Origin of the sequence: Aequorivita todarodis (genome assembly GCF_028561335.1) — a bacterium.
Lineage (GTDB): Bacteria > Bacteroidota > Bacteroidia > Flavobacteriales > Flavobacteriaceae > Aequorivita > Aequorivita todarodis.
Map to the genome: position 1 here is coordinate 51,575 of NZ_JAQQTG010000009.1, position 23,034 is coordinate 74,608.

Sequence of the window (23,034 nt, forward strand, 5' to 3'; positions counted from 1 at the left end):
AAGTTTTTATCGTTTTTCCACGGGCACAAAGCTCCTTAGGGTCTCGCCAACATAAATCTGGCGCGGACGGCCTATTGGCTCTTTGTTCAGGCGCATCTCTCTCCATTGTGCGATCCAGCCCGGCAAGCGGCCCAAGGCGAACATTGGGGTAAACATTTCAACAGGAATACCTAAAGCGCGGTAAATAATTCCCGAATAGAAATCTACGTTTGGATATAATTTTCGATCCACAAAATATTGGTCTTCCAGTGCTTCTTTTTCCAACGCTTTTGCGATGTCCAAAATTTCGTCGTCAATTCCTAGGTTCTCCAGAACATCATCCGCCGCTTTTTTAATGATTTTGGCGCGTGGGTCAAAGTTTTTGTAAACCCTATGGCCAAAGCCCATCAATCGGAACGGATCGTTTTTGTCTTTTGCCTTTGCCATAAATTTCTTGGTGTCGCCACCGTCTTCTTTAATAGCTTCAAGCATTTCAATAACCGCTTGGTTTGCCCCTCCGTGAAGTGGCCCCCAAAGCGCCGCGATTCCCGCAGAAATTGAAACGAACAACCCGGCATGTGAGGAGCCGACGATTCGCACCGTTGAAGTGGAACAGTTCTGCTCGTGGTCTGCGTGAAGGATCAATAATTTATCCAAAGCTTCCAAAACCGTTTCGTTGGTAGTGTATTCCCCGCTTGGTTTTTTGAACATCATTTTTATAAAATTGTCCACATAGCCCAAGGAATCTCCACCGTAATCCAGTGGAAGGCCCATGCGTTTTCTATAGGTCCAAGCGGTCAAAACAGGGAATTTCCCAAGGATTTTAACGATGGCCTTGTACATATCTTCTTCGCTTTCCACGTTTACCGAAGAAGGATTAAACGCAACCAGCGCCGAAGTCAAGGAAGACAGCACGCCCATTGGGTGAGCGGCTTTTGGAAAACCGTCCAAGATACGTTTCACGTCCTCATCAACGTGCGATTGTGCTTTTATATCGGTGTGGAATTTCTCCAATTGGGTTTTGGTTGGCAATTCCCCAAAAATAAGAAGGTAACAAACCTCCAGGAAATGTGCTTTTTCAGCAAGTTCTTCAATGGCATAGCCGCGGTAGCGCAATACGCCTTTTTCCCCATCCAAAAAAGTGATGGCGCTTTCGCAGGCCCCCGTATTTTTGTAACCAGGATCTAAGGTAACAACCCCGCCCGTGTCGCCACGAAGGCTTTTTATATCTATTCCTAACTCATTTTCAGTTCCTTCTACAATTGGAAAATCGTATTTTTTACCATCTATTTCGAGGGTCGCCATCTTTGCCATAAAATATCGTGTGTTTTTTAATTTATTCAGAAACGTAAAAGTACAAAATCTCAAGTTATTTTTTTAACATTTCTCGGGAATCTTAGGTTAAAAAATCCTTAATACGAGCCCCCTAACCCCCAAAAGGGGAAACGGAGAAGACGAAGAAAAAAATAATGGATATGGTTTTTCGAAAAAGTACCGCTTTTTATATTTTGAAAGCATTTTGCTGAGGAAAATAGGCAACTTCGCCCAATTGCTCTTCAATTCGCAGCAATTGATTGTACTTTGCCATTCTATCACTTCGCGAAGCGGAACCCGTTTTTATTTGGCCACAGTTTAATGCGACCGCCAAATCGGCAATCGTGTTGTCCTCGGTTTCCCCGCTTCGATGGCTCATTACGGAAGTATAACCGGCATTATGCGCCATATTTACGGCGGCGATGGTTTCGGTGAGTGTTCCTATTTGGTTCACTTTTATAAGAATGGAATTGGCTATTTTTTCTGAAATACCTTTTGAAAGCCTTTCCACGTTTGTTACAAACAAATCGTCACCCACCAATTGCACTTTATCGCCAATTTTTTCAGTCAAATATTTCCAGCCTTCCCAATCGTTTTCGTCCATGCCGTCCTCGATTGAAATGATGGGATATTTTTCGCACAATTCAGCCAAATAATCTGCCTGTTCCTTTGAAGTGCGTACTTTCCCTTTTTCGCCTTCAAATTTTGTGTAGTCGTATTTCTTCTTCACATAAAATTCCGCGGCAGCGCAATCCAGGGCAATCATTACATCGTCGCCCAATTTGTATCCGGCTTTTTTGGTAGCTTTTGCGATGGTTTCCAAAGCATCCTCCGTTCCGTCCAAGGTTGGTGCGAAACCGCCTTCGTCGCCAACCGCCGTACTTAATCCGCGGTCGTGCAATACTTTTTTAAGGTTGTGGAAAATTTCGGAACCCATTTGCATGGCATGCGTAAAATTTTTCGCCTTTACGGGCATCACCATAAACTCCTGAAATGCGATGGGCGCATCGCTGTGCGAGCCACCGTTTATAATGTTCATCATAGGCACGGGAAGCGTTTTGGCGCTCACCCCGCCTACGTAGCGGTACAACGGCATACCCAATTCGGCAGCCGCGGCCTTTGCAGCAGCCAAGGAAACACCGAGAATTGCATTGGCCCCGAGTTTTGATTTATTCTTCGTGCCGTCCAAATCGATCATTGTTTTATCAATCAACTCTTGTTCAAAAACAGAAATGCCCAAAAGGGTCCCGGCTATTTTGCCGTGAACGTTTTCAACAGCCTTCAACACGCCCTTGCCCATATAATCCTTTCCGCCGTCGCGAAGCTCCACTGCCTCGTGCTCACCGGTCGAGGCTCCCGAAGGGACTGCGGCGCGACCCATAAAACCGTTTTCGGTGATTACGTCAACCTCGATTGTTGGGTTTCCTCTGGAATCAAAAATTTGTCTGGCGTTGATGTCGATAATGATGCTCATTGGTAAAAGTTAATAGTTATTGGTTAATAGTTAATTGTAAAGACCCCAAAGGTTTTTGAAACCTTCGGGGTCTGGAAAATTTTAAGCGGTTTGTAGTTTATGTTTTTCAATACTTTCGATAAATTCATCAAAAAGATACGAAGCATCGTGCGGTCCGGGGCTTGCCTCAGGGTGATATTGAACTGAGAAAGCGGGTTTGTTTTTCAATCTAATTCCAGCCGCGGTGTTGTCGTTCAAGTGTAGGTGGGTTATTTCAATATTTGGATTGGCTTCGGCTTCCTCTCTATTAATCGCAAAACCGTGATTTTGTGAGGTAATTTCGCCCTTGCCGGTTATCAAATTCATCACGGGATGATTGATTCCGCGGTGGCCGTTGTGCATTTTATAGGTTGAGACCCCGTTGGCCAGCGCCAGCATTTGGTGGCCCAAACAAATGCCGAACATAGGCTGTTCCTTGTCCAAAATAGTTTTTACCACTTCTATTGCGCTGTGCAGCGGCTCGGGATCGCCGGGCCCATTTGAGATGAAATATCCATCGGGATTGAAGGCTTCCATTTCAGAAAAAGTTGCATTGAAAGGGAAGACTTTTATGTAGCAATCGCGTTCGGCGAGCCTGCGCAGGATGTTCTTTTTAATTCCCAAATCCAAAGCGGAGATTTTGTATTTGGCGTTCTCGTTTCCGAAGAAATAGGGCTCTTTTGTGGAAACTTTTGAAGCGAGCTCCAAACCGTTCATATCGGGTACGGCCGCCAACTGTTTTTTCAATCCCTCAATATTGTCAACTTCCGTGGAAATAACAGCGTTCATCGCGCCATTGTCTCGAATGTAGCTTACCAGGGCGCGTGTGTCCACATCGCTTATGGCCAGCAGGTTGTTTCTATTTAAAAATTCTTCCAAGGAATCATCAGCTGCGGGGCGCGAATAATGGTAGCTGAAATTGCGCACCACCAAGCCTGCTATTTTTATGCCTTCAGATTCTACTTCGTCTTTATTGGTGCCGTAATTCCCGATGTGGGCGTTGGTGGCAACCATAATTTGACCGAAATAGGAAGGATCAGTAAAAATTTCTTGGTAACCCGTCATTCCGGTGTTGAAACAAACTTCGCCAAAGGCTGAGCCTTCTTTGCCGCCAACTGCTTTTCCGTAGAAAATGGTTCCGTCTGCCAATAAAATAAGTGCTTTTTTTCGTGTTTGGTATTTCATTATTTGAAGGGTTTCAGGTTTCACCCTTCGACAAGCTCAGGGTGACAATTTCAAATTTTTAAAATTCTTTGCAAAAATAGTATAAAAAAAAGGGATAAACGAAAACGCTTATCCCTTTGTGAATTACTTCTGAAAACTTCTGACCATACAACGGGTTGATCCTTAGGATTGCTTTATGAATTTTTTAGTACCAGCGCCTGTTTCGGTTTCAATCTTCAGGAAATATATTCCGTTGGAAAGGTTTGAAATGTCAATTTTATTTTCAGATAAAGTGGCATTTACTTTTTGGCCAAGGGAATTGTAGATACTGCAATTGTAATTGCTCAATTGGGTCTTGATATGCAAATATTCCGAAGCCGGGTTTGGATAGATTTGGAAATCATTTTGTGAGAAATCTTCAACGGAAAGTGGTTGTGGTCTAAAACGGTAAACTGTTCCATCGGGGATGGCACCTTGAAGTTCTCCTCCATCATAATCATCGCCAGCCTGAAACACTAAAACGGTTGGGTTTGCTGTGTTTCCCGTTAAAACAAATCCAACATCCAACAATTCATCGTTATCAATATCCAAAGAAGTTAACAGTCCAACATCCGGTCCTGTTCCTCCTTCAAAAGATTCGCTTGGGTTATTTATTGAATTTGGCCCATAACGATATTCGATAATATTTGAACTTTCATACAACCACATTTGTATGTTCATAAAATCATTTTGAGTAGAATCATCAATAAAGCCTAAATTTTGCCATTCAATTTTCAGGATTCTGTTTCCTGCCGACCCTTCAGTTTTATATGACAAAGGAGATGTTGAAATTCCGCTACTGTTATATTTGCTAACAATATCTTGGCCTATGGGCACAAAGAGTGGGAGAATTCCATTGTCTTGAACTTTTGAGGAGAGAACACCGCCCGCACTCCATTCCACTATAAATATGGTATTAAAAGTATGTGTGCTAATCGTAAAATTGAAGCCCAATGGAATGGCGTATTCGGGGTCGTCCCAAACTTCTCCATTGTTGAGCGATGTGCTTCCTATTAAATTCTGATATGCACTGTTTTCCGCTTCAAAATTATAAACGCTCTGCGCATTTATAAAAATTCCAAAAAGCAGAAATATGGGCGTTAGTAATTTCTTTATCATAATTTTTTAAAAAATTTAAGTTTTTAAACCCTTGATTTATAGCGCGCAAATGTGTGTTGAAAATTTTTATTTGAAAGTTAAAAAAAAGTTTTTTTGTAATTATTATAATAGTAATTTGCAACTATTCCAAAAAATAAGAAACAAAAAAAGGGATAAACGAAAACGCTTATCCCTTTGTTATTTATTGAATTAGAATTTTTTTTATTCCTCTTCTTTCTTCGCTTCTTTTTCAGCCCCGCCTGCCTTTTCGGTAGGTTTTGCTGGAGCGGCTTTTGCAGCGGGCGCAGCAGCGGCAGCTTCAGTTCCTGAACCACTTCCACGACGACTTCTACGGGTAGATTTCTTCTTGGTAGCTTTGCCAGCGTTGTAAAGTTCGTTGAAATCAACAAGCTCTATCATTGCCATATCAGCGTTATCACCTAGACGGTTACCTAATTTAATGATTCGGGTATAACCTCCCGGACGGTCACCAACTTTTGGCGCAACCGTTCTGAAAAGTTCCGCAACTGCATCCTTTTGGCGCAATTTCGCATAAACCAAACGACGGTTGTGCGTGGTGTCTTCCTTAGACTTTGTTACCAATGGCTCCACAAATTGCTTCAACGCTTTTGCTTTTGCAACAGTGGTGTTGATGCGTTTGTGCTCTACAAGGGAACAAGCCATATTGGCCAACATGGAGTGTCTGTGGGCAGTTTTTCTACCGAGGTGATTGTGTTTTTTTCCGTGTCTCATGACGTTTTTGTTTTAATCATCATCTTGCATCAACCCATTTTGGGGAGCAAAATATGACGTATTAACTAATCTTTATCTAATTTATATTTTGCAAGATCCATCCCGAAGTTTAGGCCTTTCACGTTTACAAGCTCTTCAAGCTCTGTAAGCGATTTTTTACCGAAGTTACGGAACTTCATCAAGTCGTTTTTATTGAAGGAAACAAGGTCTCCCAAAGTATCAACCTCTGCGGCTTTCAAACAGTTTAGCGCACGAACCGACAGGTCCATATCTACCAATTTTGTTTTAAGCAACTGACGCATGTGAAGGGATTCTTCATCATAAGTCTCCGTTTGTGCAATCTCATCTGCCTCCAAGGTAATGCGCTCATCGCTGAACAGCATAAAGTGGTGGATCAAGGTTTTTGCAGCTTCGGTCAAGGCATCTTTTGGATGGATTGATCCATCTGTTACGATTTCGAAAACCAATTTTTCGTAATCTGTTTTCTGCTCTACACGGAAGTTTTCAATGCTGTACTTCACGTTTTTTATAGGAGTGTAGATAGAATCTGTAAAGATGGTTCCCAAAGGCGCGTTCGCTTTTTTGTTCTCTTCAGCAGGAACATAACCGCGGCCTTTTTCGATGGTGATTTCGAAATTAAGGTTCACTTTTTTGTCCATATTGCAAAGAACCAAATCTGGGTTCAATACTTGGAAACCTGAAATGAACTTTTGGAAATCACCAGCGGTTAACTGATCTTTTCCGGAAACGGAAATAGTAACGGTCTCGTTATCTACCTCGTCAATCTGTCTTTTGAAACGAACTTGTTTCAGGTTCAAAATAATTTCGGTAACATCTTCCACTACGCCTGCAATGGTTGAAAATTCGTGGTCCACGCCTTCGATGCGAACCGAAGTAATGGCGAATCCTTCCAAAGAGGAAAGTAGTACGCGTCTTAATGCGTTACCAACGGTAAGTCCGTAACCGGGTTCCAAAGGGCGAAATTCAAATTTCCCTTCGAAATCGGTAGAGTTTACCATTATAACTTTATCAGGCTTCTGAAAACTAAATACTGCCATAATTGACTTTCTGTGTTTTTATTATTTAGAATATAATTCGACGATAAACTGCTCGTTGATGTTTTCTGGGATTTGGATACGCTCAGGCACGGAAACGAAAGTTCCTTCCTTTTTATCGCCGTTCCAAGTGATCCACTCATACACATGACTTGCATTTGCCAACGAATCGTTGATTGCGCTAAGGGATTTTGACTTCTCCCTAACGGCCACTACATCTCCAGGTTTCAACTGGTACGATGGAATGTTTACTTTTTCACCATTAACGGTGATGTGGCGGTGAGACACCAATTGTCTGGCACCCGAGCGGCTTGGGGAAATTCCCATACGGTACACTACGTTGTCAAGACGCGACTCACACATTTGAAGCAAAACCTGACCTGTAATTCCAGGGGCTGCGGTTGCTTTTTTGAATATATTTCTGAACTGGCGCTCCAAAATACCATAGGTGTATTTTGCTTTTTGCTTTTCAGCAAGTTGGATTGCATATTCAGATTTTTTACCACGGCGACGTGCGTTCCCGTGTTGCCCTGGAGGGTAGTTTCTTTTTTCGAAAGACTTATCGTCTCCGAAGATTGCTTCCCCGAACTTACGGGCGATTTTAGTTTTTGGACCAGTATATCTTGCCATTTCTAATTTAAGGTTATGAAGGAAAACTAAATTAAGGTCTATATTGTGGAGGCAGGATATATCCTGCCTTTACTATCCTTTAGCTTTTGATCCCTTCAGATTGATATTTATAATTAATTAAACTCTTCTTCTTTTTGGAGGACGGCATCCGTTGTGCGGCATTGGGGTAACGTCGATGATTTCGGTTACTTCAATTCCTGCGTTGTGGATGGAACGTATTGCAGATTCCCTTCCGTTTCCTGGCCCTTTTACGTACACTTTTACCTTACGCAATCCGGCATCGTGTGCAACTTTTGCGCAATCTTCTGATGCCAATTGAGCTGCATAGGGAGTGTTTTTCTTAGATCCACGGAAGCCCATTTTACCGGCTGAGGACCAAGAGATGACATCTCCGTTCTTATTTGTCAACGAAACGATAATGTTATTGAAGGAAGCATTGATGTGCGCTTCGCCCACCGATTCCACATTAACCTTGCGTTTCTTAACTGTTTTTGTAGTCTTAGACGTTGTCTTTGCCATAACTCTAGGTTTTATTTAGTTGCTTTTTTCTTGTTAGCAACAGTTTTACGTTTTCCTTTTCTTGTACGCGAGTTATTCTTAGTACGTTGTCCTCTTAGTGGAAGACCCGATCTGTGACGAATACCTCTGTAACAACCAATATCCATTAAGCGTTTGATGCTCAATTGAACTTCACTACGTAATTCACCTTCGATTTTGAAAGACGACACAGCATCACGAATAGCACCGATTTCATCATCGCTCCACTCGCTTACTTTTTTGTCTTCGCTAACCTCGGCTTTTTTCAGAATATCCTGGGCACGGCTCTTGCCGATTCCGAAGATATACGTTAACGCGATTACACCCCTTTTGTGCTTCGGGATATCTACACCTGCGATTCTTGCCATAACTTATCCTTGTCTTTGTTTGAACTTTGGGTTCTTTTTGTTAATTACATATAATCTGCCCTTTCTGCGAACAATCTTGCAGTCGGCACTTCTTTTCTTTACGGATGCTCTTACTTTCATCTCTTTTGAATATTTGTTTTGAACCTTTAGGTCCGTTGTATTAGTATCTATAGGTTATTCTTGCCTTCGTTAAATCGTAAGGACTCATTTCCAGCTTCACTTTATCGCCTGGCAACAATTTAATGTAGTGCATTCGCATCTTCCCAGAAATATGTGCGGTAACTACGTGACCGTTTTCCAGTTCTACACGGAACATTGCGTTTGATAGTGCTTCCACTATGCTTCCATCTTGTTCTATTGCGCTTTGTTTTGCCATTTAATTTATTGTCTATTCTTTATTGTTATTGTTTATTACTGCCCACTGCGACTGTAAACTGTTTACTTTTTTTAGGCTACTGCCTTTCTGTTTTTACCTGTTTTCATCAAACCATCGTAATGACGGTTCAACAAATACGAGTTTACTTGTTGCATGGTATCGATGGCCACACCCACCATAATAAGGAGTGATGTACCACCGTAGAACAATGCCCAACCTTGCTGGATACCCATCAATTTAACCACAAATGCCGGAAAAATAGCAATCAAGGCCAAAAAGACAGAACCTGGAAGGGTTATTTGGGACATGATTCGGTCTAAATATTCTGCGGTTTGTGAACCTGGTTTAATACCGGGAATAAACCCACCGCTACGTTTAAGATCGTCTGCCATTTTGTTGGTTGGTACCGTAATAGCGGTATAGAAATAGGTAAATATGATAATCAATACCGCAAATACTAAGTTGTACCAGAATCCAAATATATCGCTGAAAGTAGCTTGAATTCCCTGAGCAAAATCGCTTTCGGAAAGACTGGCTACCGCAGAAGGCACAAACATAATTGCCTGGGCAAAGATGATTGGCATTACCCCGGAAGCGTTCAACTTTAAGGGAATGAACTGGCGCGCACCGAAAATATTTTTTTCGTAACCACCACTCGCGGTTCTTCTTGCGTATTGAACAGGTATCTTCCGCACTGCCATTACCAACATAATTGAAAGCAATATGATTACAAACCAGATAACCAATTCAATAAGTATCATAATCAAACCACCGTTTGATTCCATTACCCTTGAAACGAATTCCTGGGCAAAAGACTGTGGCAAACGTGCAATGATACCAACCATAATCAATATGGAGATACCGTTTCCTATACCCTTATCGGTAATTTTTTCACCCAACCACATGGCGAATATGGTTCCGGTTACAAGTATAATTACTGAAGAGAAATAGAACATAAAACTCTGTCCCATTACAAAAGCTTCAGCCGGAACTCCCATTGCCGGAAGCCCTGCAAGATAACTCGGCGCTTGTACCAAACAGATACCGATGGTTAACCAACGGGTAATCTGATTGATTTTCTTACGGCCGCTTTCGCCTTCCTTCTGTAATTTTTGAAGGTATGGCACCGCAATTTGCATCAACTGCACTACAATAGAGGCAGAAATGTAGGGCATAATACCCAATGCAAAAACAGAAGCATTGGCAAAGGCCCCTCCCGTAAATGCGTTCAGCAAACCGCCAATACCACCGGCATTGAATTTACCTGCGAACTGGGCCAACATATCTGCATCAATCCCCGGAAGTACTACCTGTGCTCCAAAACGGTACACCAATAGCATCCCCAAGGTTAGAATAATGCGGTTACGCAGCTCTTCTATTTTCCAAACATTTTTTAAGGTTTCGATAAATTTCATCCTTAGCTGTTGTTACAATGTTACTACTTCACCTCCGGCAGCTTCAATAGCTTCTTTTGCCGAGGCAGTAAACTTGTGCGCAGATACTTTCAGTTTTGCCTTTATCTCTCCTCTTCCTAAAATCTTAACCATTTCGTTCTTTCCGGCAAGACCCAAACCTACCAAGGTTTCAAAGTCAACGGCATCTTTTATTTTCTTGTCGTCAACCAATTGTTGTAGGGTATCTATGTTGATACCTTTATACTCTTTACGGTTGATGTTTGTAAATCCAAACTTAGGAACACGACGTTGTAGGGGCATTTGTCCACCTTCAAATCCAATTTTCTTGGAATATCCTGAACGTGATTTTGCTCCTTTGTGTCCGCGGGTGGCAGTACCACCTTTACCCGAACCTTGTCCGCGACCTACTCGCTTGCCTTGATTTTTTACCGACCCTGGAGCCGGTTGTAAGTTACTTAAATCCATTATCGTGTTTTCTTAGTTGGTTTCAACTGAAACCAAGTGGTTAACTTTATTGATCATACCAAGAATGTTTGGCGTATCTTCATGCTCAACCGTTTGGTTCATCTTGTGAAGCCCTAACGATTCCATGATTCTCTTTTGGTTTTTTGGGCGCTTTATAACGCTTCTTACCTTTGTTACTTTAATTTTTGCCATCGTTCCTATTGTTTATCCTTTGAATACTTTGTCAAGTGAAATTCCACGTTGGTTGGCAACGGTTTGTGCACTTCGCATTTGCAAAAGGGCATCAAAAGTTGCCTTTACCACGTTGTGTGGGTTGGAAGATCCTTGCGATTTTGACAATACATCGTGAACTCCTACTGCCTCCAATACGGCACGTACGGCACCACCGGCAATTACTCCGGTACCGGGCGCAGCTGGAAGAAGGTTAACGCGGGCTCCGCCGTATTTTCCTTTTTGTTCGTGCGGAAGTGTCACTTTGTTAAGTGGAATGCGAACCAAGTTTTTCTTGGCATCCTCAATAGCTTTTGCTATCGCGCTGGCTACATCCTTGGATTTTCCAAGACCGTGGCCTACCACTCCTTTTTCGTCACCAACAACTACAATAGCTGAAAATCCGAAGGCACGACCCCCTTTGGTCACCTTGGTTACACGTTGTACACCTACCAAACGGTCTTTCAATTCAAGACCTCCTGGTTTTACTAATTCTACGTTTTTATAATCTTGATACATAATACTACTTAGAATTTAAGGCCACCTTCACGTGCACCTTCAGCTAATGATTTTACTCTTCCGTGGTATAGGTAACCGCCTCTGTCGAAAGCGATGGCTTCAACGCCAGCCTTAACAGCTTTTTCTGCGATTGCTTTTCCTACCAATTTTGCAGCTTCAACTTTGTTTACTTTTGAAGCGTCAATATCTTTATCTCTTGAAGATGCAGCGGTAATGGTCTTTCCATTTACATCGTCAATAATTTGAGCGTATATTTCTTTGTTGCTGCGGAAAACAGCCAAACGTGGGCGACTTTCGGTCCCCTCAACCGTTTTTCTGATTCGCATGCGCAAGCGCTCTCTTCTTTCGTACTTTGATAATGCCATAACTCTATTTGTTATGCAGATTTACCTGCTTTTCTTCTTAATTGTTCACCTACAAACTTGATACCTTTTCCTTTGTACGGCTCTGGCTTACGGAAGCCGCGGATCTTTGCCGCCACTTGCCCTACCAATTGCTTGTCGTGAGAAGTTAATTTTACGATTGGGTTTTTACCTTTGTCTGATACAGTTTCCACTTTCACTTCTGGCGCGATGTCCAAAATGATGTTATGTGAAAATCCTAAGGCCAAATCCAATTTTTGTCCTTGGCTGCTGGCGCGGTAACCCACACCTACCAATTCCAGTTCCTTGGTCCATCCTTTGCTAACACCTTCAATCATGTTATTGATCAATGATCTGTAAAGACCGTGCTTTGCAGTGTGGTCTTTAGAATCTGAAGGACGCTCTACCAATACGTTTCCGTCTTCTACTTTCACGGTTAGATCAGAATCAAACTCCTGAGTTAACTCGCCTAATTTTCCTTTTACGGTAATTACGTTGTCTTTTACATCAACTGTAACTCCTTGTGGGATTGCTACCGGGTTTTTACCTATTCTTGACATTTCTTTGTCTATTTTTTAGTAAACGTAACACAATACTTCACCACCTACGTTCTGTGCTTTTGCTTGTTTGCCTGTCATAACTCCTGATGAAGTTGAAACAATGGCAATACCAAGACCGTTAAGCACGCGAGGAAGTTCTGTTGAACCTGCGTATTTACGTAAACCGGGTTTACTGATTCTTTGAATTTTCTTGATTACCGATTCTTTGGTAAGCTTGTCGTATTTCAACGCAATTTTGATGATACCCTGTGGGGTGCTTTCGTCATCAAATTTGTAGCTTAAGATGTAACCTTGGTCAAAAAGGATTTTTGTGATCTCCTTTTTAAGATTTGAAGCTGGAATCTCTACAACGCGATGTCCGGCTTTCGCAGCATTTCTAACTCGCGTTAGATAATCTGAAATTGGATCTGTATTCATTTATTTGAATTTGCGGAAGTGGTTTTCTTTTCAGAACCTTCAACCAATTAATATTTACATTATGTGAAGCCAGGATATATCCTGTCTTTTCAATTGCGAGATGCGAGGCATCGCGCGCTTCATTACCGTTACCAAGATGCTTTGCGCACTCCCGGAATTAACCCTGAATTTGCCATTTCACGGAAAGTTACACGTGAAATTCCAAAAGTTCTCATATACCCTCTTGGTCTTCCGGTAAGTTTGCAACGGTTGTGCAAACGTACTGGTGAGGCATTTTTTGGTAGTTTTTGCAAACCTTCCCAATCGCCAGCTTCTTTCAAAGCTTTGCGCTTGGCCGCATATTTTGCTACCGTTTTTTGTCTCTTAACCTCGCGGGCCTTCATTGATTCTTTAGCCATCTCTTAGTTTTTTTTAAAGGGTAATCCCAATTCTTGTAATAATGATTTCGCTTCTTTATCGGTAGTAGCCGAAGTGATAAACGTAATGTTCATCCCTTCAATTTTCTTCACTTTATCGATGTCGATTTCAGGGAAGATAATTTGCTCGGTAATTCCCAAAGAGTAGTTTCCTCTTCCGTCAAAACCGGTTGCTTTAATTCCGTTAAAGTCACGTACCCTTGGCAAAGCCGAAGTAACCAATCTGTCCAAAAACTCGTACATACGCTCTCCGCGCAACGTAACCTTCACACCGATGGGCATGCCTTTACGAAGTTTGAAGTTTGCAACGTCTTTTTTGGATATGGTAGCTACCGCCTTTTGCCCGGTTATCTTTGTAAACTCATCAACCGAATAGTCAATAAGTTTCTTGTCAGCTACTGCTGCGCCCACGCCGCGGGAAACAACAATGCGTTCCAATTTTGGTACCTGCATGACGTTTTTGTAACCAAATTCGTCAGTGAGTGCATTGATCACTCTGCTTTTGTACTCTTCTTTAAGTCTTGGTGAATATGCCATAACTATATTGCTTGATTCGATTGTTTTGAAAATCGTACTTTTTTACCATTTTCCATTTTGTAACCTACACGAGTTGCTTTTCCAGATTTTGGATCAACCAACGAAAGGTTTGAAATATGGATGGGAGCTTCCTTTTTAACGATGCCCCCTTGCGGGTTTTTCGCGCTCGGCTTCTCGTGTTTTGAAACCATGTTTACTCCCTCTACGATTGCTTTGTTTTTGTCAAGGAATATTTTCATCACTTTACCTTCTGAACCTTTGTGGTCCCCGGCAGTAACTACTACTGTATCGCCTGATTTTATTTTAAGCTTTGTCATCTTAGTTTTCATATTAAAGCACCTCGGGTGCCAATGATACTATTTTCATAAATTGCTTGTCGCGAAGCTCTCTTGCAACCGGCCCGAAAACACGTGTTCCTCTCATTTCACCCTGTGGGTTCAAAAGTACACAAGCGTTGTCATCGAAACGGATGTAAGAACCGTCAGGTCTTCTAATTTCCTTTACGGTACGTACTACAACTGCTGTAGAAACTGCTCCTTTTTTAATACTTCCGTTTGGTGTTGCTTCCTTTACGGAAACTACAATTTTATCACCAATAGAAGCATACCTTCTTTTTGTACCGCCCAATACGCGGATGCAAAGTACTTCCTTGGCACCGGTATTATCTGCGACTTTGAGTCTTGATTCTTGTTGTAACATAATTACTTCGCTCTTTCAATTATTTCTACTAATCTCCAACATTTGGTTTTGCTTAAAGGTCGTGTTTCCATGATCCTTACTGTATCACCTTCGTTGCAGTTGTTTGTCTCGTCGTGCGCAACGTACTTTTTAGTTTTCGTTACGAACTTTCCGTACATAGGGTGTTTTACTTTCTTCACCTCTGCAACCACGATGGACTTGTCCATTTTGTTGCTGGTTACTACACCTATACGTTCTTTTCTTAAGTTTCTTTTAATTTCTTCCATCTTTCAGCTGTACAATTATTGCACTTCTCTATTAGTTAGTTCCGTCGCTATTCTTGCTATCACCCTTCTCTGGGTACGCAGTTGAATTGGATTTTCCAACGGGGAAATGGTATGCGCCATTTTAAGGTCTGAATACGCCTTTCTTGAGTCAGCGTATGCTTCCTGAAGTTCTGCCGTTGATGCTTTCTTAATTTCTGATTGTTTCATCTTTCAAAAAATTATGCTTGGAAATCCCGAGACATTACAAATTTAGTTTTTACCGGAAGCTTTTGTGCCGCAAGGCGCAATGCTTCTTTTGCTGTTTCAACTGGAACACCGGATACCTCGAAAAGCATTCTTCCCGGTTTAACCACAGCTGCGTAATATTCCACAGCACCTTTACCTTTACCCATACGTACTTCAAGCGGTTTTTTGGTAATTGGTTTATCTGGAAAAATCATGATCCAGATAGAACCTTCCCTTTTCATAAAACGGGTAGCGGCGATACGTGCAGCTTCAATTTGTCTTGCTGTAAGAAATTCTGATTCCAACGATTTTATACCGAAGGTTCCGTATGCTAGCTGGTTGCCACGACCGGCATCGCCCTTCATACGGCCTTTCATTTGTTTACGGTACTTTGTTCTTTTAGGTTGTAACATTTTCTTCTATTTAAAAAATTACTTTCTGCGACGTGCTTTGTTGCCACCGCGTCCTGCTGGAGCTCCTTTACCACCACTCTTTTTGCCGGTTGATAGACCAACTAATGGGGAAAGTTCCCGCTTTCCATATACTTCGCCTTTCATAATCCATACTTTAACACCCAATCTACCGTAGGTAGTGTGTGCCTCAACTAAAGCGTAGTCAATATCGGCTCTAAAAGTTGATAATGGGATACGACCTTCTTTGTACGATTCTGAACGTGCCATTTCAGCGCCATTCAAACGTCCTGAAATCTGAACCTTGATACCTTCCGCATTCATTCGCATTGTTGCCGCGATTGCCATTTTTATGGCACGACGGTATGAAATACGGCTTTCGATCTGGCGTGCGATACTTGCAGCTACCAAATATGCATCAAGCTCCGGTCTTTTGATCTCGTGAATGTTGATCTGTACCTCTTTATCTGTAATTTTCTTAAGCTCTTCTTTTAGCTTGTCTACTTCCTGGCCACCTTTACCGATAATGATACCGGGACGGGCAGTGGTTATAGTAACGGTTACAAGCTTAAGCGTACGCTCAATAATTACTCTACTCACACTAGCTTTGCTTAAACGCGCGTGAACATATTTTCTAATCTTGTCGTCTTCGGCAAGTTTATCGCCGTAGTCGTTGCCTCCGTACCAGTTGGATTCCCAACCTCTAATGATACCTAAGCGATTCCCGATTGGATTTGTCTTCTGTCCCATTTAATTACTTGCTTTGTGTGTTATCGTTTGCTGCCAATACCAGTGTTACGTGGTTGGAGCGTTTTCTAATTCTGTGTGCGCGGCCTTGTGGTGCTGGACGAAGTCTCTTCAGCATCGTTCCACCGTCCACTCGGATTTCCTTAACAAAAAGATCTGCATCTTCAATTGAAGCATCTTCGTTCTTCTGTTGCCAGTTATTGATGGCAGACAAAAGTAGTTTCTCCAGTTTGCGTGAAGATTCTTTTGAACTGAACTTCAAAATGTTAAGTGCTTTGTCTATTTTCTCACCACGAACCAAGTCTGCCATTAAACGCATTTTTCTTGGTGAAGTGGGGCAATTGTTCAATTTAGCCATGTAGATAGTCTTCTTGGCTTCCTTGATTGCTTCTGCTCTTTCTCTTTTACGAACTCCCATGGCCTATTATTTTTTACCTTTGTTTTTAGCACCTGCGTGACCACGGAATGATCTTGTAGGTGAAAATTCTCCTAGTTTATGCCCAACCATGTTTTCTGTTACATACACAGGAACAAATTGGCGCCCGTTGTGCACAGCGATGGTCTGGCCAACAAAATCTGGAGTAATCATAGAAGCACGTGACCAAGTTTTGATAACGGTCTTCTTATTGTCCTCAACGTTTTGTTGAACTTTCTTGTCTAGTTTATAATGAACGAACGGTCCTTTTTTTAACGATCTTGCCATAACTTATTTCTTTCTTCGTTCTAAGATATATTTATTACTTGCTTTCGTTTTAGTACGGGTTCTGTAACCTTTTGCAGGGATACCTTTTCTAGAACGTGGATGACCTCCGGAAGCGCGGCCCTCACCACCACCCATTGGGTGATCCACAGGGTTCATCACTACTGGTCTTGTACGTGGTCTTCTACCCAACCATCTGCTTCTACCGGCTTTACCAGATACCAATAATTGGTGGTCACTGTTAGAAACGGCACCAATGGTAGCCATACAGTTTACTAATATCAATCGGGTTTCACCTGAAGGAAGTTTTACGGTAGCATATTTTCCATCACGGGCCATAAGCTGTGCGAAAGCACCAGCGCTACGCGCCATAATAGCTCCCTGACCGGGACGAAGCTCGATGCAGGAAATAATAGTACCTAATGGAATAGCTGAAAGCGGCATTGCGTTTCCAATCTCTGGAGCAACTGCTTCACCGGAAAGGATGTTCTGCCCAACTTGTAGTCCGTTCTGTGCAATTACATATCGCTTTTCACCATCTTGATAGTTCAAAAGTGCGATAAACGCAGTACGGTTTGGATCGTATTGAATACTTGCAACGGTGGCAGGAATTCCCGCCTTGTCGCGTTTAAAATCGATAATTCGATATTTCTTCTTATGACCACCACCTATGTAGCGCATGGTCATTTTTCCTTGACTGTTTCTACCACCAGATCTTTTGTTCGGAGCAAGTAACGACTTCTCCGGCTTATCGGTTGTAATGGCGTCAAAACCATTAACAACCCTAAAACGCTGACCTGGGGTGATTGGTTTTAATTTTCTTACTGACATTTGTGTCTTTTTAAATCTAAGTTTCCTTAGATGTTACTGTAAAAATCTATTGTATCACCTTCCGCCACCTGTACGATTGCTTTTTTGTAAGCGTTCGTTTTACCAGTTTGGACACCTGTTTTTGTATAACGGGTCTTCCTATCAGGGCGGACATTCATTGTGCGAACTTTTTCAACAGAAACTCCGTAAGCAGCTTCCACCGCTTTCTTGATTTCTACCTTATTCGCCTTTGGGTTCACTACAAAGCCAAAAACGTTTTTGTCTTCAGCATCTTTGGTGGCTTTTTCCGTAATTATAGGTTTAATTAAGATGTTCATCTTGTTTCTATTTACTTAAGTTTGTTTCAATTCCTTCCAAAGAACCTTCAAATAGCACTAAACTATTTGCATTCATAATTTTGTAAGTACTTAATTGTGAGTTAGTTATAACCTCAGTACCTTTCAAATTGCGAGAGGACAAATATACATTATTATTTAAGTCTCCCAACACAAATAAAGATTTTTTGTCATTAAGCCCTAAACTGTTCAAAACCGCGGTAAAATTCTTGGTTTTTGGAGCGTCAAAATTTAGGTCTTCTATTACAACAATAGCTTTATCGTTCGCCTTCATCGATAGGGCAGATTTACGTGCCAAACGCTTCAGGTTCTTGTTCAATTTGAAGGAGTAGTTACGCGGACGAGGCCCGAACATTCTACCACCACCTTTAAATACACCAGACTTGATGCTACCCGCACGGGCAGTACCAGTTCCTTTTTGCTTCTTGATCTTTCTGGTAGAACCAGCAATCTCAGCACGTTCCTTTGCTTTGTGAGTACCTTGACGTTGGTTGGCAAGATATTGTTTCACATCAAGATAAACCGCGTGATTGTTAGGCTCTATTCCGAACACATCTGCAGAAAGTTCAACTTTCCGGCCTGTGTCTTTTCCGTTTATGTCTAATACAGCTACCTTCATTATTTCTCGATCATTACATAAGCGTTTTTATGGCCGGGAACTGCTCCCTTTACCACAAGTAGATTCTTTTCTGGAACTACTTTCAAAACTCTTAAATTTTCAACTTTTACTCTTTCGTTGCCCATTTGGCCCGCCATGCGCATTCCCTTGAATACTCTCGCAGGATATGATGCGGCCCCAATGGAACCAGGCGCGCGCAAACGGTTGTGCTGACCATGTGTGGACTGCCCAACACCGCCAAAACCGTGACGCTTTACAACCCCTTGGAACCCTTTACCTTTTGATGTGCCCGCGATATCCACGAATTCACCCTCGATAAAATGCTCCACAGTAATGGTGTCGCCCAATTTGTAATTTTCTTCAAATCCCTTGAATTCGGCGACTTTGCGTTTTGCAACGGTTCCTGCTTTTTTGGCGTGCCCTTCGGCAGCTTTAGTTACAGTCTTCTTGTCATCGAAACCAAGTTGAAGAGCTTCGTACCCGTCAACCTCTTTGGTTCTGACTTGGGTAACAACACAGGGTCCTGCTTCAATAACGGTACACGGAATGTTCTTTCCGTTCTCGTCAAAGATGCTGGTCATCCCTATCTTTCTTCCAATTAACCCAGACATATTTAATTATTTATTGATTATTACTATTATTTATTTTTCAATGAGACACACGGCCGTGTGCCTTTACAAAAACAGGGTCAAAATAAATTCAACCCTGAATGTTATTTTGTTTCCGTTTTTCCCCAACCATCGTTGAGGACATTTTGTTTTTTTGTAGGCGCGCGATTAATCGCGTGCCTACAAAAAACTATACTTTAATCTCTACCTCAACACCACTTGGAAGCTCCAATTTCATTAGAGCGTCAATGGTTTTTGAAGAAGAACTGTAGATATCCAAAAGTCTTTTGTAAGAACTTAATTGGAATTGCTCTCTACTTTTCTTGTTCACGTGTGGAGAACGCAATACTGTAAAGATTTTTTTATGTGTTGGTAAAGGAATTGGCCCTGTAACTACAGCTCCGGTACTCTTTACGGTCTTTACGATTTTTTCAGCAGATTTGTCCACCAAATTGTGATCGTAAGATTTTAGTTTTATTCTTATTTTTTGACTCATTGCTGAAATTATTAAACGTTAGCGGTTCCTCTTGCTGCTGCTATTACACTTTCTGAAATGTTGGAAGGTGTTTCAGCATAATGTGAAAATTCCATAGTTGAAGTTGCACGGCCTGAAGACAAGGTTCTCAATGTGGTTACATAACCGAACATTTCAGAAAGTGGCACTTCAGCCTTGATAACTTTGGCTCCAGCACGATCGCTCATGTTACTTATAGTACCACGACGACGGTTAAGGTCACCAACAATATCACCCATGTTTTCTTCAGGTGTAAGTACTTCAAGCTTCATTATAGGCTCAAGTATAACGGCACCAGCTTTTTTGGCAACCTCCTTGAAACCAATTTTTGCAGCCAATTCAAAAGACAAAGCATCAGAATCCACAGGGTGGAAAGATCCGTCCTTTAAAGTAACCTTCATACTATCCACCTCAAATCCTGCAAGCGGACCGTTGACCATGGCTTGTTTGAAACCTTTTTCAACTGCTGGGATAAATTCTTTTGGAACGTTACCACCTTTTACGGCATTTACGAATTCCAAACCTACTTTTCCTTCTTCAGCGGGCTCAAGTGTGAATACGATATCAGCAAATTTACCACGACCACCGGATTGTTTTTTGTAAACCTCTCTATGATCGGCAACTTTTGTGATAGCTTCTTTGTACTCAACCTGCGGCTGACCTTGGTTTACTTCTACCTTAAATTCGCGACGCAGACGATCTACGATAATATCTAAGTGAAGCTCGCCCATTCCAGAAATGATTGTTTGTCCAGAAGCTTCGTCTGTACGCACTTGGAATGTTGGATCTTCTTCGGCAAGTTTTGACAATGCCATACCCAGTTTATCAACATCCACCTTTGTTTTAGGCTCAACCGCGATACCGATTACGGGATCAGGGAAATTCATACTCTCCAAAACAATGGGGTGTTTTTCATCAGACATGGTATCACCTGTCTTGATATCCTTAAATCCTACTGCTGCTCCAATATCACCCGCCTCGATGAAATCAATTGCGTTTTGTTTGTTGGAGTGCATTTGGTAGATACGTGAAATACGCTCCTTTTTACCTGAACGGTTGTTCAAGATATAGGAACCTGCATCCAGACGACCGGAATAAACACGGAAGAAAGCCAAACGACCAACGAATGGATCGGTAGCAATCTTAAATGCCAATGCCGAAAATGGCGCAGTAACATCGGGTTTGCGAATTTCTTCTTTTTCTGTTTCTGGATTTATACCAACTATACCTTCCTTATCGGTAGGTGCTGGCAAGTAACGACATACAGCATCCAAAAGAAACTGTACACCTTTATTCTTAAAGGAAGAACCACAAACCATTGGAATGATAGACATATCCATTACGGCAGCACGAAGTGCGGCGTGGATTTCATCCTCGGTAATGGATTCTTCGTCCTCCATGTATTTTTCAAGCAAGCTTTCATCGTAAGCGGCAACTTCTTCAATAAGTTTACCACGTAAGATTTTTGCCTCGGCTTTCAAATCTTCAGGAATATCAATAACGTCAAAAGTAGCACCGAAGGATTCATCGTGAAAAATTACGGCGCGGTTCTTTACTAAATCTACAATTCCTTTAAAATCTGCTTCGTCACCAATGTTCAGTACGATAGGCACCGCATTGGAACCCAACATATCTTTCACTTGTTGACATACAGCCATAAAGTTGGCGCCAGAACGGTCCATCTTGTTCACGAACCCAATACGTGGCACTTTATAATTGTCGGCAAGTCTCCAGTTAGTTTCAGACTGTGGCTCAACGCCATCCACTGCACTAAATAGGAAAACCAATCCGTCAAGTACTCTTAGCGAACGGTTAACCTCCACGGTAAAATCTACGTGACCGGGAGTATCGATAATATTAAAATTGTATTCCTTGGTTTCAGGAAGCACTTCGCCATTTTCCATTGGGAACTTCCAAGTACAGGTAGTAGCTGCCGAAGTAATGGTAATACCACGCTCCTGCTCTTGCTCCATCCAGTCCATGGTAGCGGCTCCATCGTGAACCTCCCCAAGTTTATGGCTTACCCCCGTGTAAAAAAGGATTCGCTCTGTAGTTGTGGTCTTACCGGCATCAATATGCGCGGCAATCCCGATATTTCTTGTGTATTTTAAATCTCTTTGTGCCATTTTTTAGAATCTGAAATGTGAGAATGCTTTGTTAGCTTCTGCCATTTTGTGAGTATCCATACGTTTCTTTACAGCGGCGCCTTCTTCTTTGGCAGCGGCAAGAATCTCACCGGCAAGTTTTGCGGCCATGGATTTCTCGTTTCTTTTTCTTGAATAGGTAATCAACCATTTCATTGCGGTTGCAATTTTACGGTCTGGACGTATTTGCATAGGAATCTGGAAGGTTGCCCCACCAACTCTACGGCTACGCACCTCTACGTGGGGCATAATGTTGGAAAGTGCATCTTTCCAAAGCTCCAACGCAGTTTTTTCGTCGTCTTGTTTCTTTTCATCTACAATGTCAATTGCATCGTAGAAAACTTTGAAAGCCACACTCTTTTTTCCGTCCCACATCATGTTGTTTACAAAACGAGTAACCAACTGGTCGTTGAACCGTGGGTCTGGTAAAAGTGGTCTTTTTTTGGCCTGTCTTTTTCTCATGTGTTGTTTGTTAATGGCTAAGAATCAATTTTTCAATTTATTCTCGACCCGTTTTCATTTTACTTCTTTGGGCGTTTTGCTCCGTACTTAGATCTACGCTGCGTGCGGCCTGCAACACCTGCGGTGTCCAGCGCGCCACGAACAATGTGATACCTAACTCCTGGCAAATCCTTTACCCTTCCACCTCTAACCAATACTATCGAGTGCTCTTGGAGATTGTGACCCTCGCCCGGGATGTATGCGTTTACTTCCTTACCGTTTGTAAGCCGTACTCTTGCAACTTTACGCATTGCAGAGTTAGGCTTCTTAGGTGTAGTAGTATATACACGCGTACAAACACCACGACGTTGTGGGCACGAATCCAAAGCAACCGATTTACTCTTCTTGGTTATTTTGGTCCTTCCTTTACGTACTAATTGTGAAATTGTTGGCATATAAAATATGTATTATTACTGTTTAAAAATAAAACACCCCTATTTTTAGGGGATGCAAATGTAGAATATTTTTTTTACTAATCAAACCATAGTGAATTAATTTTCAGCATCCTTTCATTATTTTTTCAATTTGAATATGAAACACGAACTTGAAGCGTTAGTTTTGGGGATGCTGGAAGCTTGATGTTGCATGATGGGAGATGGGCAGAGTATGTTAAATAAACTGTGTCAAATTAAAAAAAGGATGTTTAAACTTTTTAAATTTGACATATTATGAACGAAAATTTTGATTTTGAAAAATTCTCACGCGATGCGATCGAGAAATTGAAACAAG

36 protein-coding genes are annotated in these 23,034 nt (G+C 41.9%); all 36 read right to left on the reverse strand.

Translation table 11 applies throughout. The features are described 5' to 3' along the window. Positions 1 to 6 precede the first annotated feature (6 nt). Entirely contained in the window at positions 7 to 1,293 is a 1,287-nt protein-coding gene (locus tag POV26_RS04090) for a citrate synthase (RefSeq protein ID WP_272855212.1), read from the reverse strand. Positions 1,294 to 1,480: 187 nt separating this feature from the next. After that, on the reverse strand, positions 1,481 to 2,767 hold the full coding sequence (eno, locus tag POV26_RS04095) for a phosphopyruvate hydratase (protein ID WP_272855213.1): 1,287 nt from the start codon (positions 2,765 to 2,767) through the stop codon (positions 1,481 to 1,483). A gap of 81 nt (positions 2,768 to 2,848) precedes the next feature. After that, positions 2,849 to 3,970, reverse strand: a complete 1,122-nt coding sequence (gene carA / locus POV26_RS04100; RefSeq protein WP_272855214.1) for a glutamine-hydrolyzing carbamoyl-phosphate synthase small subunit — start codon at positions 3,968 to 3,970, stop codon at positions 2,849 to 2,851. Between the two features lie 162 nt (positions 3,971 to 4,132). Further along, entirely contained in the window at positions 4,133 to 5,107 is a 975-nt protein-coding gene (locus tag POV26_RS04105; protein ID WP_272855215.1) for a T9SS type A sorting domain-containing protein, read from the reverse strand. 201 nt (positions 5,108 to 5,308) lie between these two features. Continuing rightward, positions 5,309 to 5,839, reverse strand: a complete 531-nt coding sequence (gene rplQ, locus POV26_RS04110; protein ID WP_272855216.1) for a 50S ribosomal protein L17 — start codon at positions 5,837 to 5,839, stop codon at positions 5,309 to 5,311. A gap of 65 nt (positions 5,840 to 5,904) precedes the next feature. Next, the gene (locus tag POV26_RS04115) at positions 5,905 to 6,897 is read right to left on the reverse strand and encodes a DNA-directed RNA polymerase subunit alpha (protein ID WP_272855217.1); all 993 of its coding nucleotides are present in this window, start codon (positions 6,895 to 6,897) and stop codon (positions 5,905 to 5,907) included. A gap of 21 nt (positions 6,898 to 6,918) precedes the next feature. After that, on the reverse strand, positions 6,919 to 7,524 hold the full coding sequence (gene rpsD, locus POV26_RS04120) for a 30S ribosomal protein S4 (RefSeq protein ID WP_272855218.1): 606 nt from the start codon (positions 7,522 to 7,524) through the stop codon (positions 6,919 to 6,921). A 117-nt stretch (positions 7,525 to 7,641) separates the two neighbouring features. After that, positions 7,642 to 8,043: a 30S ribosomal protein S11 gene (gene rpsK / locus POV26_RS04125; RefSeq protein ID WP_272855219.1), complete on the reverse strand. Its 402-nt coding sequence runs from the start codon at positions 8,041 to 8,043 to the stop codon at positions 7,642 to 7,644. A gap of 11 nt (positions 8,044 to 8,054) precedes the next feature. Further along, on the reverse strand, positions 8,055 to 8,429 hold the full coding sequence (gene rpsM, locus POV26_RS04130) for a 30S ribosomal protein S13 (protein WP_272855220.1): 375 nt from the start codon (positions 8,427 to 8,429) through the stop codon (positions 8,055 to 8,057). Positions 8,430 to 8,432: 3 nt separating this feature from the next. Continuing rightward, positions 8,433 to 8,549, reverse strand: coding sequence for a type B 50S ribosomal protein L36 (ykgO, locus tag POV26_RS04135; RefSeq protein ID WP_009779203.1), 117 nt, complete (start codon positions 8,547 to 8,549; stop codon positions 8,433 to 8,435). A gap of 40 nt (positions 8,550 to 8,589) precedes the next feature. Continuing rightward, on the reverse strand, positions 8,590 to 8,805 hold the full coding sequence (gene infA / locus POV26_RS04140; protein WP_014782656.1) for a translation initiation factor IF-1: 216 nt from the start codon (positions 8,803 to 8,805) through the stop codon (positions 8,590 to 8,592). Positions 8,806 to 8,876: 71 nt separating this feature from the next. After that, complete coding sequence (secY, locus tag POV26_RS04145) at positions 8,877 to 10,220, reverse strand: preprotein translocase subunit SecY (protein WP_272855221.1); 1,344 nt, start codon at positions 10,218 to 10,220, stop codon at positions 8,877 to 8,879. 12 nt (positions 10,221 to 10,232) lie between these two features. Further along, positions 10,233 to 10,685 carry a 50S ribosomal protein L15 gene (gene rplO / locus POV26_RS04150; RefSeq protein ID WP_272855222.1) on the reverse strand — a complete coding sequence of 151 codons (453 nt, stop codon included), beginning with the start codon at positions 10,683 to 10,685 and terminating at the stop codon, positions 10,233 to 10,235. A gap of 12 nt (positions 10,686 to 10,697) precedes the next feature. Beyond that, positions 10,698 to 10,877: a 50S ribosomal protein L30 gene (gene rpmD / locus POV26_RS04155; protein ID WP_272855223.1), complete on the reverse strand. Its 180-nt coding sequence runs from the start codon at positions 10,875 to 10,877 to the stop codon at positions 10,698 to 10,700. A gap of 12 nt (positions 10,878 to 10,889) precedes the next feature. Beyond that, complete coding sequence (gene rpsE, locus POV26_RS04160) at positions 10,890 to 11,414, reverse strand: 30S ribosomal protein S5 (protein ID WP_272855224.1); 525 nt, start codon at positions 11,412 to 11,414, stop codon at positions 10,890 to 10,892. An 8-nt stretch (positions 11,415 to 11,422) separates the two neighbouring features. Next, positions 11,423 to 11,779, reverse strand: coding sequence for a 50S ribosomal protein L18 (rplR, locus tag POV26_RS04165; protein ID WP_111813973.1), 357 nt, complete (start codon positions 11,777 to 11,779; stop codon positions 11,423 to 11,425). Positions 11,780 to 11,790: 11 nt separating this feature from the next. After that, positions 11,791 to 12,336: a 50S ribosomal protein L6 gene (gene rplF / locus POV26_RS04170; RefSeq protein ID WP_272855225.1), complete on the reverse strand. Its 546-nt coding sequence runs from the start codon at positions 12,334 to 12,336 to the stop codon at positions 11,791 to 11,793. Positions 12,337 to 12,351: 15 nt separating this feature from the next. Then, positions 12,352 to 12,753 carry a 30S ribosomal protein S8 gene (gene rpsH, locus POV26_RS04175; protein WP_045079250.1) on the reverse strand — a complete coding sequence of 134 codons (402 nt, stop codon included), beginning with the start codon at positions 12,751 to 12,753 and terminating at the stop codon, positions 12,352 to 12,354. Between the two features lie 128 nt (positions 12,754 to 12,881). Continuing rightward, entirely contained in the window at positions 12,882 to 13,151 is a 270-nt protein-coding gene (gene rpsN / locus POV26_RS04180) for a 30S ribosomal protein S14 (RefSeq protein WP_272855226.1), read from the reverse strand. A 3-nt stretch (positions 13,152 to 13,154) separates the two neighbouring features. After that, positions 13,155 to 13,706 carry a 50S ribosomal protein L5 gene (gene rplE, locus POV26_RS04185; protein WP_272855227.1) on the reverse strand — a complete coding sequence of 184 codons (552 nt, stop codon included), beginning with the start codon at positions 13,704 to 13,706 and terminating at the stop codon, positions 13,155 to 13,157. Positions 13,707 to 13,708: 2 nt separating this feature from the next. Beyond that, complete coding sequence (gene rplX / locus POV26_RS04190) at positions 13,709 to 14,023, reverse strand: 50S ribosomal protein L24 (protein ID WP_272855228.1); 315 nt, start codon at positions 14,021 to 14,023, stop codon at positions 13,709 to 13,711. A 13-nt stretch (positions 14,024 to 14,036) separates the two neighbouring features. Continuing rightward, positions 14,037 to 14,405 carry a 50S ribosomal protein L14 gene (gene rplN, locus POV26_RS04195; RefSeq protein ID WP_272855229.1) on the reverse strand — a complete coding sequence of 123 codons (369 nt, stop codon included), beginning with the start codon at positions 14,403 to 14,405 and terminating at the stop codon, positions 14,037 to 14,039. Between the two features lie 2 nt (positions 14,406 to 14,407). Next, complete coding sequence (gene rpsQ, locus POV26_RS04200) at positions 14,408 to 14,671, reverse strand: 30S ribosomal protein S17 (protein ID WP_068763097.1); 264 nt, start codon at positions 14,669 to 14,671, stop codon at positions 14,408 to 14,410. A 15-nt stretch (positions 14,672 to 14,686) separates the two neighbouring features. Then, a complete protein-coding gene (gene rpmC / locus POV26_RS04205; RefSeq protein WP_272855230.1) occupies positions 14,687 to 14,878 on the reverse strand; it encodes a 50S ribosomal protein L29 in 192 nt (63 codons plus the stop codon). 11 nt (positions 14,879 to 14,889) lie between these two features. Then, the gene (gene rplP / locus POV26_RS04210; RefSeq protein WP_045079244.1) at positions 14,890 to 15,309 is read right to left on the reverse strand and encodes a 50S ribosomal protein L16; all 420 of its coding nucleotides are present in this window, start codon (positions 15,307 to 15,309) and stop codon (positions 14,890 to 14,892) included. An 18-nt stretch (positions 15,310 to 15,327) separates the two neighbouring features. Further along, positions 15,328 to 16,056, reverse strand: a complete 729-nt coding sequence (gene rpsC / locus POV26_RS04215) for a 30S ribosomal protein S3 (protein WP_062622471.1) — start codon at positions 16,054 to 16,056, stop codon at positions 15,328 to 15,330. A 4-nt stretch (positions 16,057 to 16,060) separates the two neighbouring features. Next, complete coding sequence (gene rplV, locus POV26_RS04220) at positions 16,061 to 16,471, reverse strand: 50S ribosomal protein L22 (protein WP_272855231.1); 411 nt, start codon at positions 16,469 to 16,471, stop codon at positions 16,061 to 16,063. A 6-nt stretch (positions 16,472 to 16,477) separates the two neighbouring features. After that, the gene (gene rpsS / locus POV26_RS04225; protein WP_062622473.1) at positions 16,478 to 16,756 is read right to left on the reverse strand and encodes a 30S ribosomal protein S19; all 279 of its coding nucleotides are present in this window, start codon (positions 16,754 to 16,756) and stop codon (positions 16,478 to 16,480) included. A 3-nt stretch (positions 16,757 to 16,759) separates the two neighbouring features. Further along, positions 16,760 to 17,584, reverse strand: coding sequence for a 50S ribosomal protein L2 (gene rplB, locus POV26_RS04230; protein ID WP_045079240.1), 825 nt, complete (start codon positions 17,582 to 17,584; stop codon positions 16,760 to 16,762). Between the two features lie 26 nt (positions 17,585 to 17,610). Beyond that, a complete protein-coding gene (gene rplW, locus POV26_RS04235; RefSeq protein WP_045079239.1) occupies positions 17,611 to 17,901 on the reverse strand; it encodes a 50S ribosomal protein L23 in 291 nt (96 codons plus the stop codon). A 7-nt stretch (positions 17,902 to 17,908) separates the two neighbouring features. Further along, positions 17,909 to 18,538 carry a 50S ribosomal protein L4 gene (gene rplD / locus POV26_RS04240; RefSeq protein ID WP_045079238.1) on the reverse strand — a complete coding sequence of 210 codons (630 nt, stop codon included), beginning with the start codon at positions 18,536 to 18,538 and terminating at the stop codon, positions 17,909 to 17,911. After that, positions 18,538 to 19,149, reverse strand: coding sequence for a 50S ribosomal protein L3 (gene rplC / locus POV26_RS04245; protein WP_045079237.1), 612 nt, complete (start codon positions 19,147 to 19,149; stop codon positions 18,538 to 18,540). Before rplC ends, rplD begins: the two co-directional genes overlap by 1 nt. Before the next feature lie 187 nt (positions 19,150 to 19,336). After that, entirely contained in the window at positions 19,337 to 19,642 is a 306-nt protein-coding gene (gene rpsJ / locus POV26_RS04250) for a 30S ribosomal protein S10 (protein WP_010181931.1), read from the reverse strand. 11 nt (positions 19,643 to 19,653) lie between these two features. Further along, on the reverse strand, positions 19,654 to 21,786 hold the full coding sequence (gene fusA / locus POV26_RS04255; RefSeq protein ID WP_272855232.1) for an elongation factor G: 2,133 nt from the start codon (positions 21,784 to 21,786) through the stop codon (positions 19,654 to 19,656). A 3-nt stretch (positions 21,787 to 21,789) separates the two neighbouring features. Continuing rightward, the gene (gene rpsG, locus POV26_RS04260) at positions 21,790 to 22,266 is read right to left on the reverse strand and encodes a 30S ribosomal protein S7 (protein ID WP_068763088.1); all 477 of its coding nucleotides are present in this window, start codon (positions 22,264 to 22,266) and stop codon (positions 21,790 to 21,792) included. 59 nt (positions 22,267 to 22,325) lie between these two features. Further along, positions 22,326 to 22,700, reverse strand: coding sequence for a 30S ribosomal protein S12 (rpsL, locus tag POV26_RS04265; RefSeq protein WP_014782632.1), 375 nt, complete (start codon positions 22,698 to 22,700; stop codon positions 22,326 to 22,328). Positions 22,701 to 23,034 lie beyond the last annotated feature (334 nt).

Coding starts and splice junctions, on each gene's coding strand:
- POV26_RS04090 (WP_272855212.1), bottom strand. CDS start 1,293: ATGGCAAAGATGGCGACCCTCGAAATAGATGGTAAAAAATACGATTTT.
- eno (WP_272855213.1), bottom strand. CDS start 2,767: ATGAGCATCATTATCGACATCAACGCCAGACAAATTTTTGATTCCAGA.
- carA (WP_272855214.1), bottom strand. CDS start 3,970: ATGAAATACCAAACACGAAAAAAAGCACTTATTTTATTGGCAGACGGA.
- POV26_RS04105 (WP_272855215.1), bottom strand. CDS start 5,107: ATGATAAAGAAATTACTAACGCCCATATTTCTGCTTTTTGGAATTTTT.
- rplQ (WP_272855216.1), bottom strand. CDS start 5,839: ATGAGACACGGAAAAAAACACAATCACCTCGGTAGAAAAACTGCCCAC.
- POV26_RS04115 (WP_272855217.1), bottom strand. CDS start 6,897: ATGGCAGTATTTAGTTTTCAGAAGCCTGATAAAGTTATAATGGTAAAC.
- rpsD (WP_272855218.1), bottom strand. CDS start 7,524: ATGGCAAGATATACTGGTCCAAAAACTAAAATCGCCCGTAAGTTCGGG.
- rpsK (WP_272855219.1), bottom strand. CDS start 8,043: ATGGCAAAGACAACGTCTAAGACTACAAAAACAGTTAAGAAACGCAAG.
- rpsM (WP_272855220.1), bottom strand. CDS start 8,429: ATGGCAAGAATCGCAGGTGTAGATATCCCGAAGCACAAAAGGGGTGTA.
- ykgO (WP_009779203.1), bottom strand. CDS start 8,549: ATGAAAGTAAGAGCATCCGTAAAGAAAAGAAGTGCCGACTGCAAGATT.
- infA (WP_014782656.1), bottom strand. CDS start 8,805: ATGGCAAAACAAAGCGCAATAGAACAAGATGGAAGCATAGTGGAAGCA.
- secY (WP_272855221.1), bottom strand. CDS start 10,220: ATGAAATTTATCGAAACCTTAAAAAATGTTTGGAAAATAGAAGAGCTG.
- rplO (WP_272855222.1), bottom strand. CDS start 10,685: ATGGATTTAAGTAACTTACAACCGGCTCCAGGGTCGGTAAAAAATCAA.
- rpmD (WP_272855223.1), bottom strand. CDS start 10,877: ATGGCAAAAATTAAAGTAACAAAGGTAAGAAGCGTTATAAAGCGCCCA.
- rpsE (WP_272855224.1), bottom strand. CDS start 11,414: ATGTATCAAGATTATAAAAACGTAGAATTAGTAAAACCAGGAGGTCTT.
- rplR (WP_111813973.1), bottom strand. CDS start 11,779: ATGGCATTATCAAAGTACGAAAGAAGAGAGCGCTTGCGCATGCGAATC.
- rplF (WP_272855225.1), bottom strand. CDS start 12,336: ATGTCAAGAATAGGTAAAAACCCGGTAGCAATCCCACAAGGAGTTACA.
- rpsH (WP_045079250.1), bottom strand. CDS start 12,753: ATGAATACAGATCCAATTTCAGATTATCTAACGCGAGTTAGAAATGCT.
- rpsN (WP_272855226.1), bottom strand. CDS start 13,151: ATGGCTAAAGAATCAATGAAGGCCCGCGAGGTTAAGAGACAAAAAACG.
- rplE (WP_272855227.1), bottom strand. CDS start 13,706: ATGGCATATTCACCAAGACTTAAAGAAGAGTACAAAAGCAGAGTGATC.
- rplX (WP_272855228.1), bottom strand. CDS start 14,023: ATGACAAAGCTTAAAATAAAATCAGGCGATACAGTAGTAGTTACTGCC.
- rplN (WP_272855229.1), bottom strand. CDS start 14,405: ATGTTACAACAAGAATCAAGACTCAAAGTCGCAGATAATACCGGTGCC.
- rpsQ (WP_068763097.1), bottom strand. CDS start 14,671: ATGGAAGAAATTAAAAGAAACTTAAGAAAAGAACGTATAGGTGTAGTA.
- rpmC (WP_272855230.1), bottom strand. CDS start 14,878: ATGAAACAATCAGAAATTAAGAAAGCATCAACGGCAGAACTTCAGGAA.
- rplP (WP_045079244.1), bottom strand. CDS start 15,309: ATGTTACAACCTAAAAGAACAAAGTACCGTAAACAAATGAAAGGCCGT.
- rpsC (WP_062622471.1), bottom strand. CDS start 16,056: ATGGGACAGAAGACAAATCCAATCGGGAATCGCTTAGGTATCATTAGA.
- rplV (WP_272855231.1), bottom strand. CDS start 16,471: ATGGGAGTTCGTAAAAGAGAAAGAGCAGAAGCAATCAAGGAAGCCAAG.
- rpsS (WP_062622473.1), bottom strand. CDS start 16,756: ATGGCAAGATCGTTAAAAAAAGGACCGTTCGTTCATTATAAACTAGAC.
- rplB (WP_045079240.1), bottom strand. CDS start 17,584: ATGTCAGTAAGAAAATTAAAACCAATCACCCCAGGTCAGCGTTTTAGG.
- rplW (WP_045079239.1), bottom strand. CDS start 17,901: ATGAACATCTTAATTAAACCTATAATTACGGAAAAAGCCACCAAAGAT.
- rplD (WP_045079238.1), bottom strand. CDS start 18,538: ATGAAGGTAGCTGTATTAGACATAAACGGAAAAGACACAGGCCGGAAA.
- rplC (WP_045079237.1), bottom strand. CDS start 19,149: ATGTCTGGGTTAATTGGAAGAAAGATAGGGATGACCAGCATCTTTGAC.
- rpsJ (WP_010181931.1), bottom strand. CDS start 19,642: ATGAGTCAAAAAATAAGAATAAAACTAAAATCTTACGATCACAATTTG.
- fusA (WP_272855232.1), bottom strand. CDS start 21,786: ATGGCACAAAGAGATTTAAAATACACAAGAAATATCGGGATTGCCGCG.
- rpsG (WP_068763088.1), bottom strand. CDS start 22,266: ATGAGAAAAAGACAGGCCAAAAAAAGACCACTTTTACCAGACCCACGG.
- rpsL (WP_014782632.1), bottom strand. CDS start 22,700: ATGCCAACAATTTCACAATTAGTACGTAAAGGAAGGACCAAAATAACC.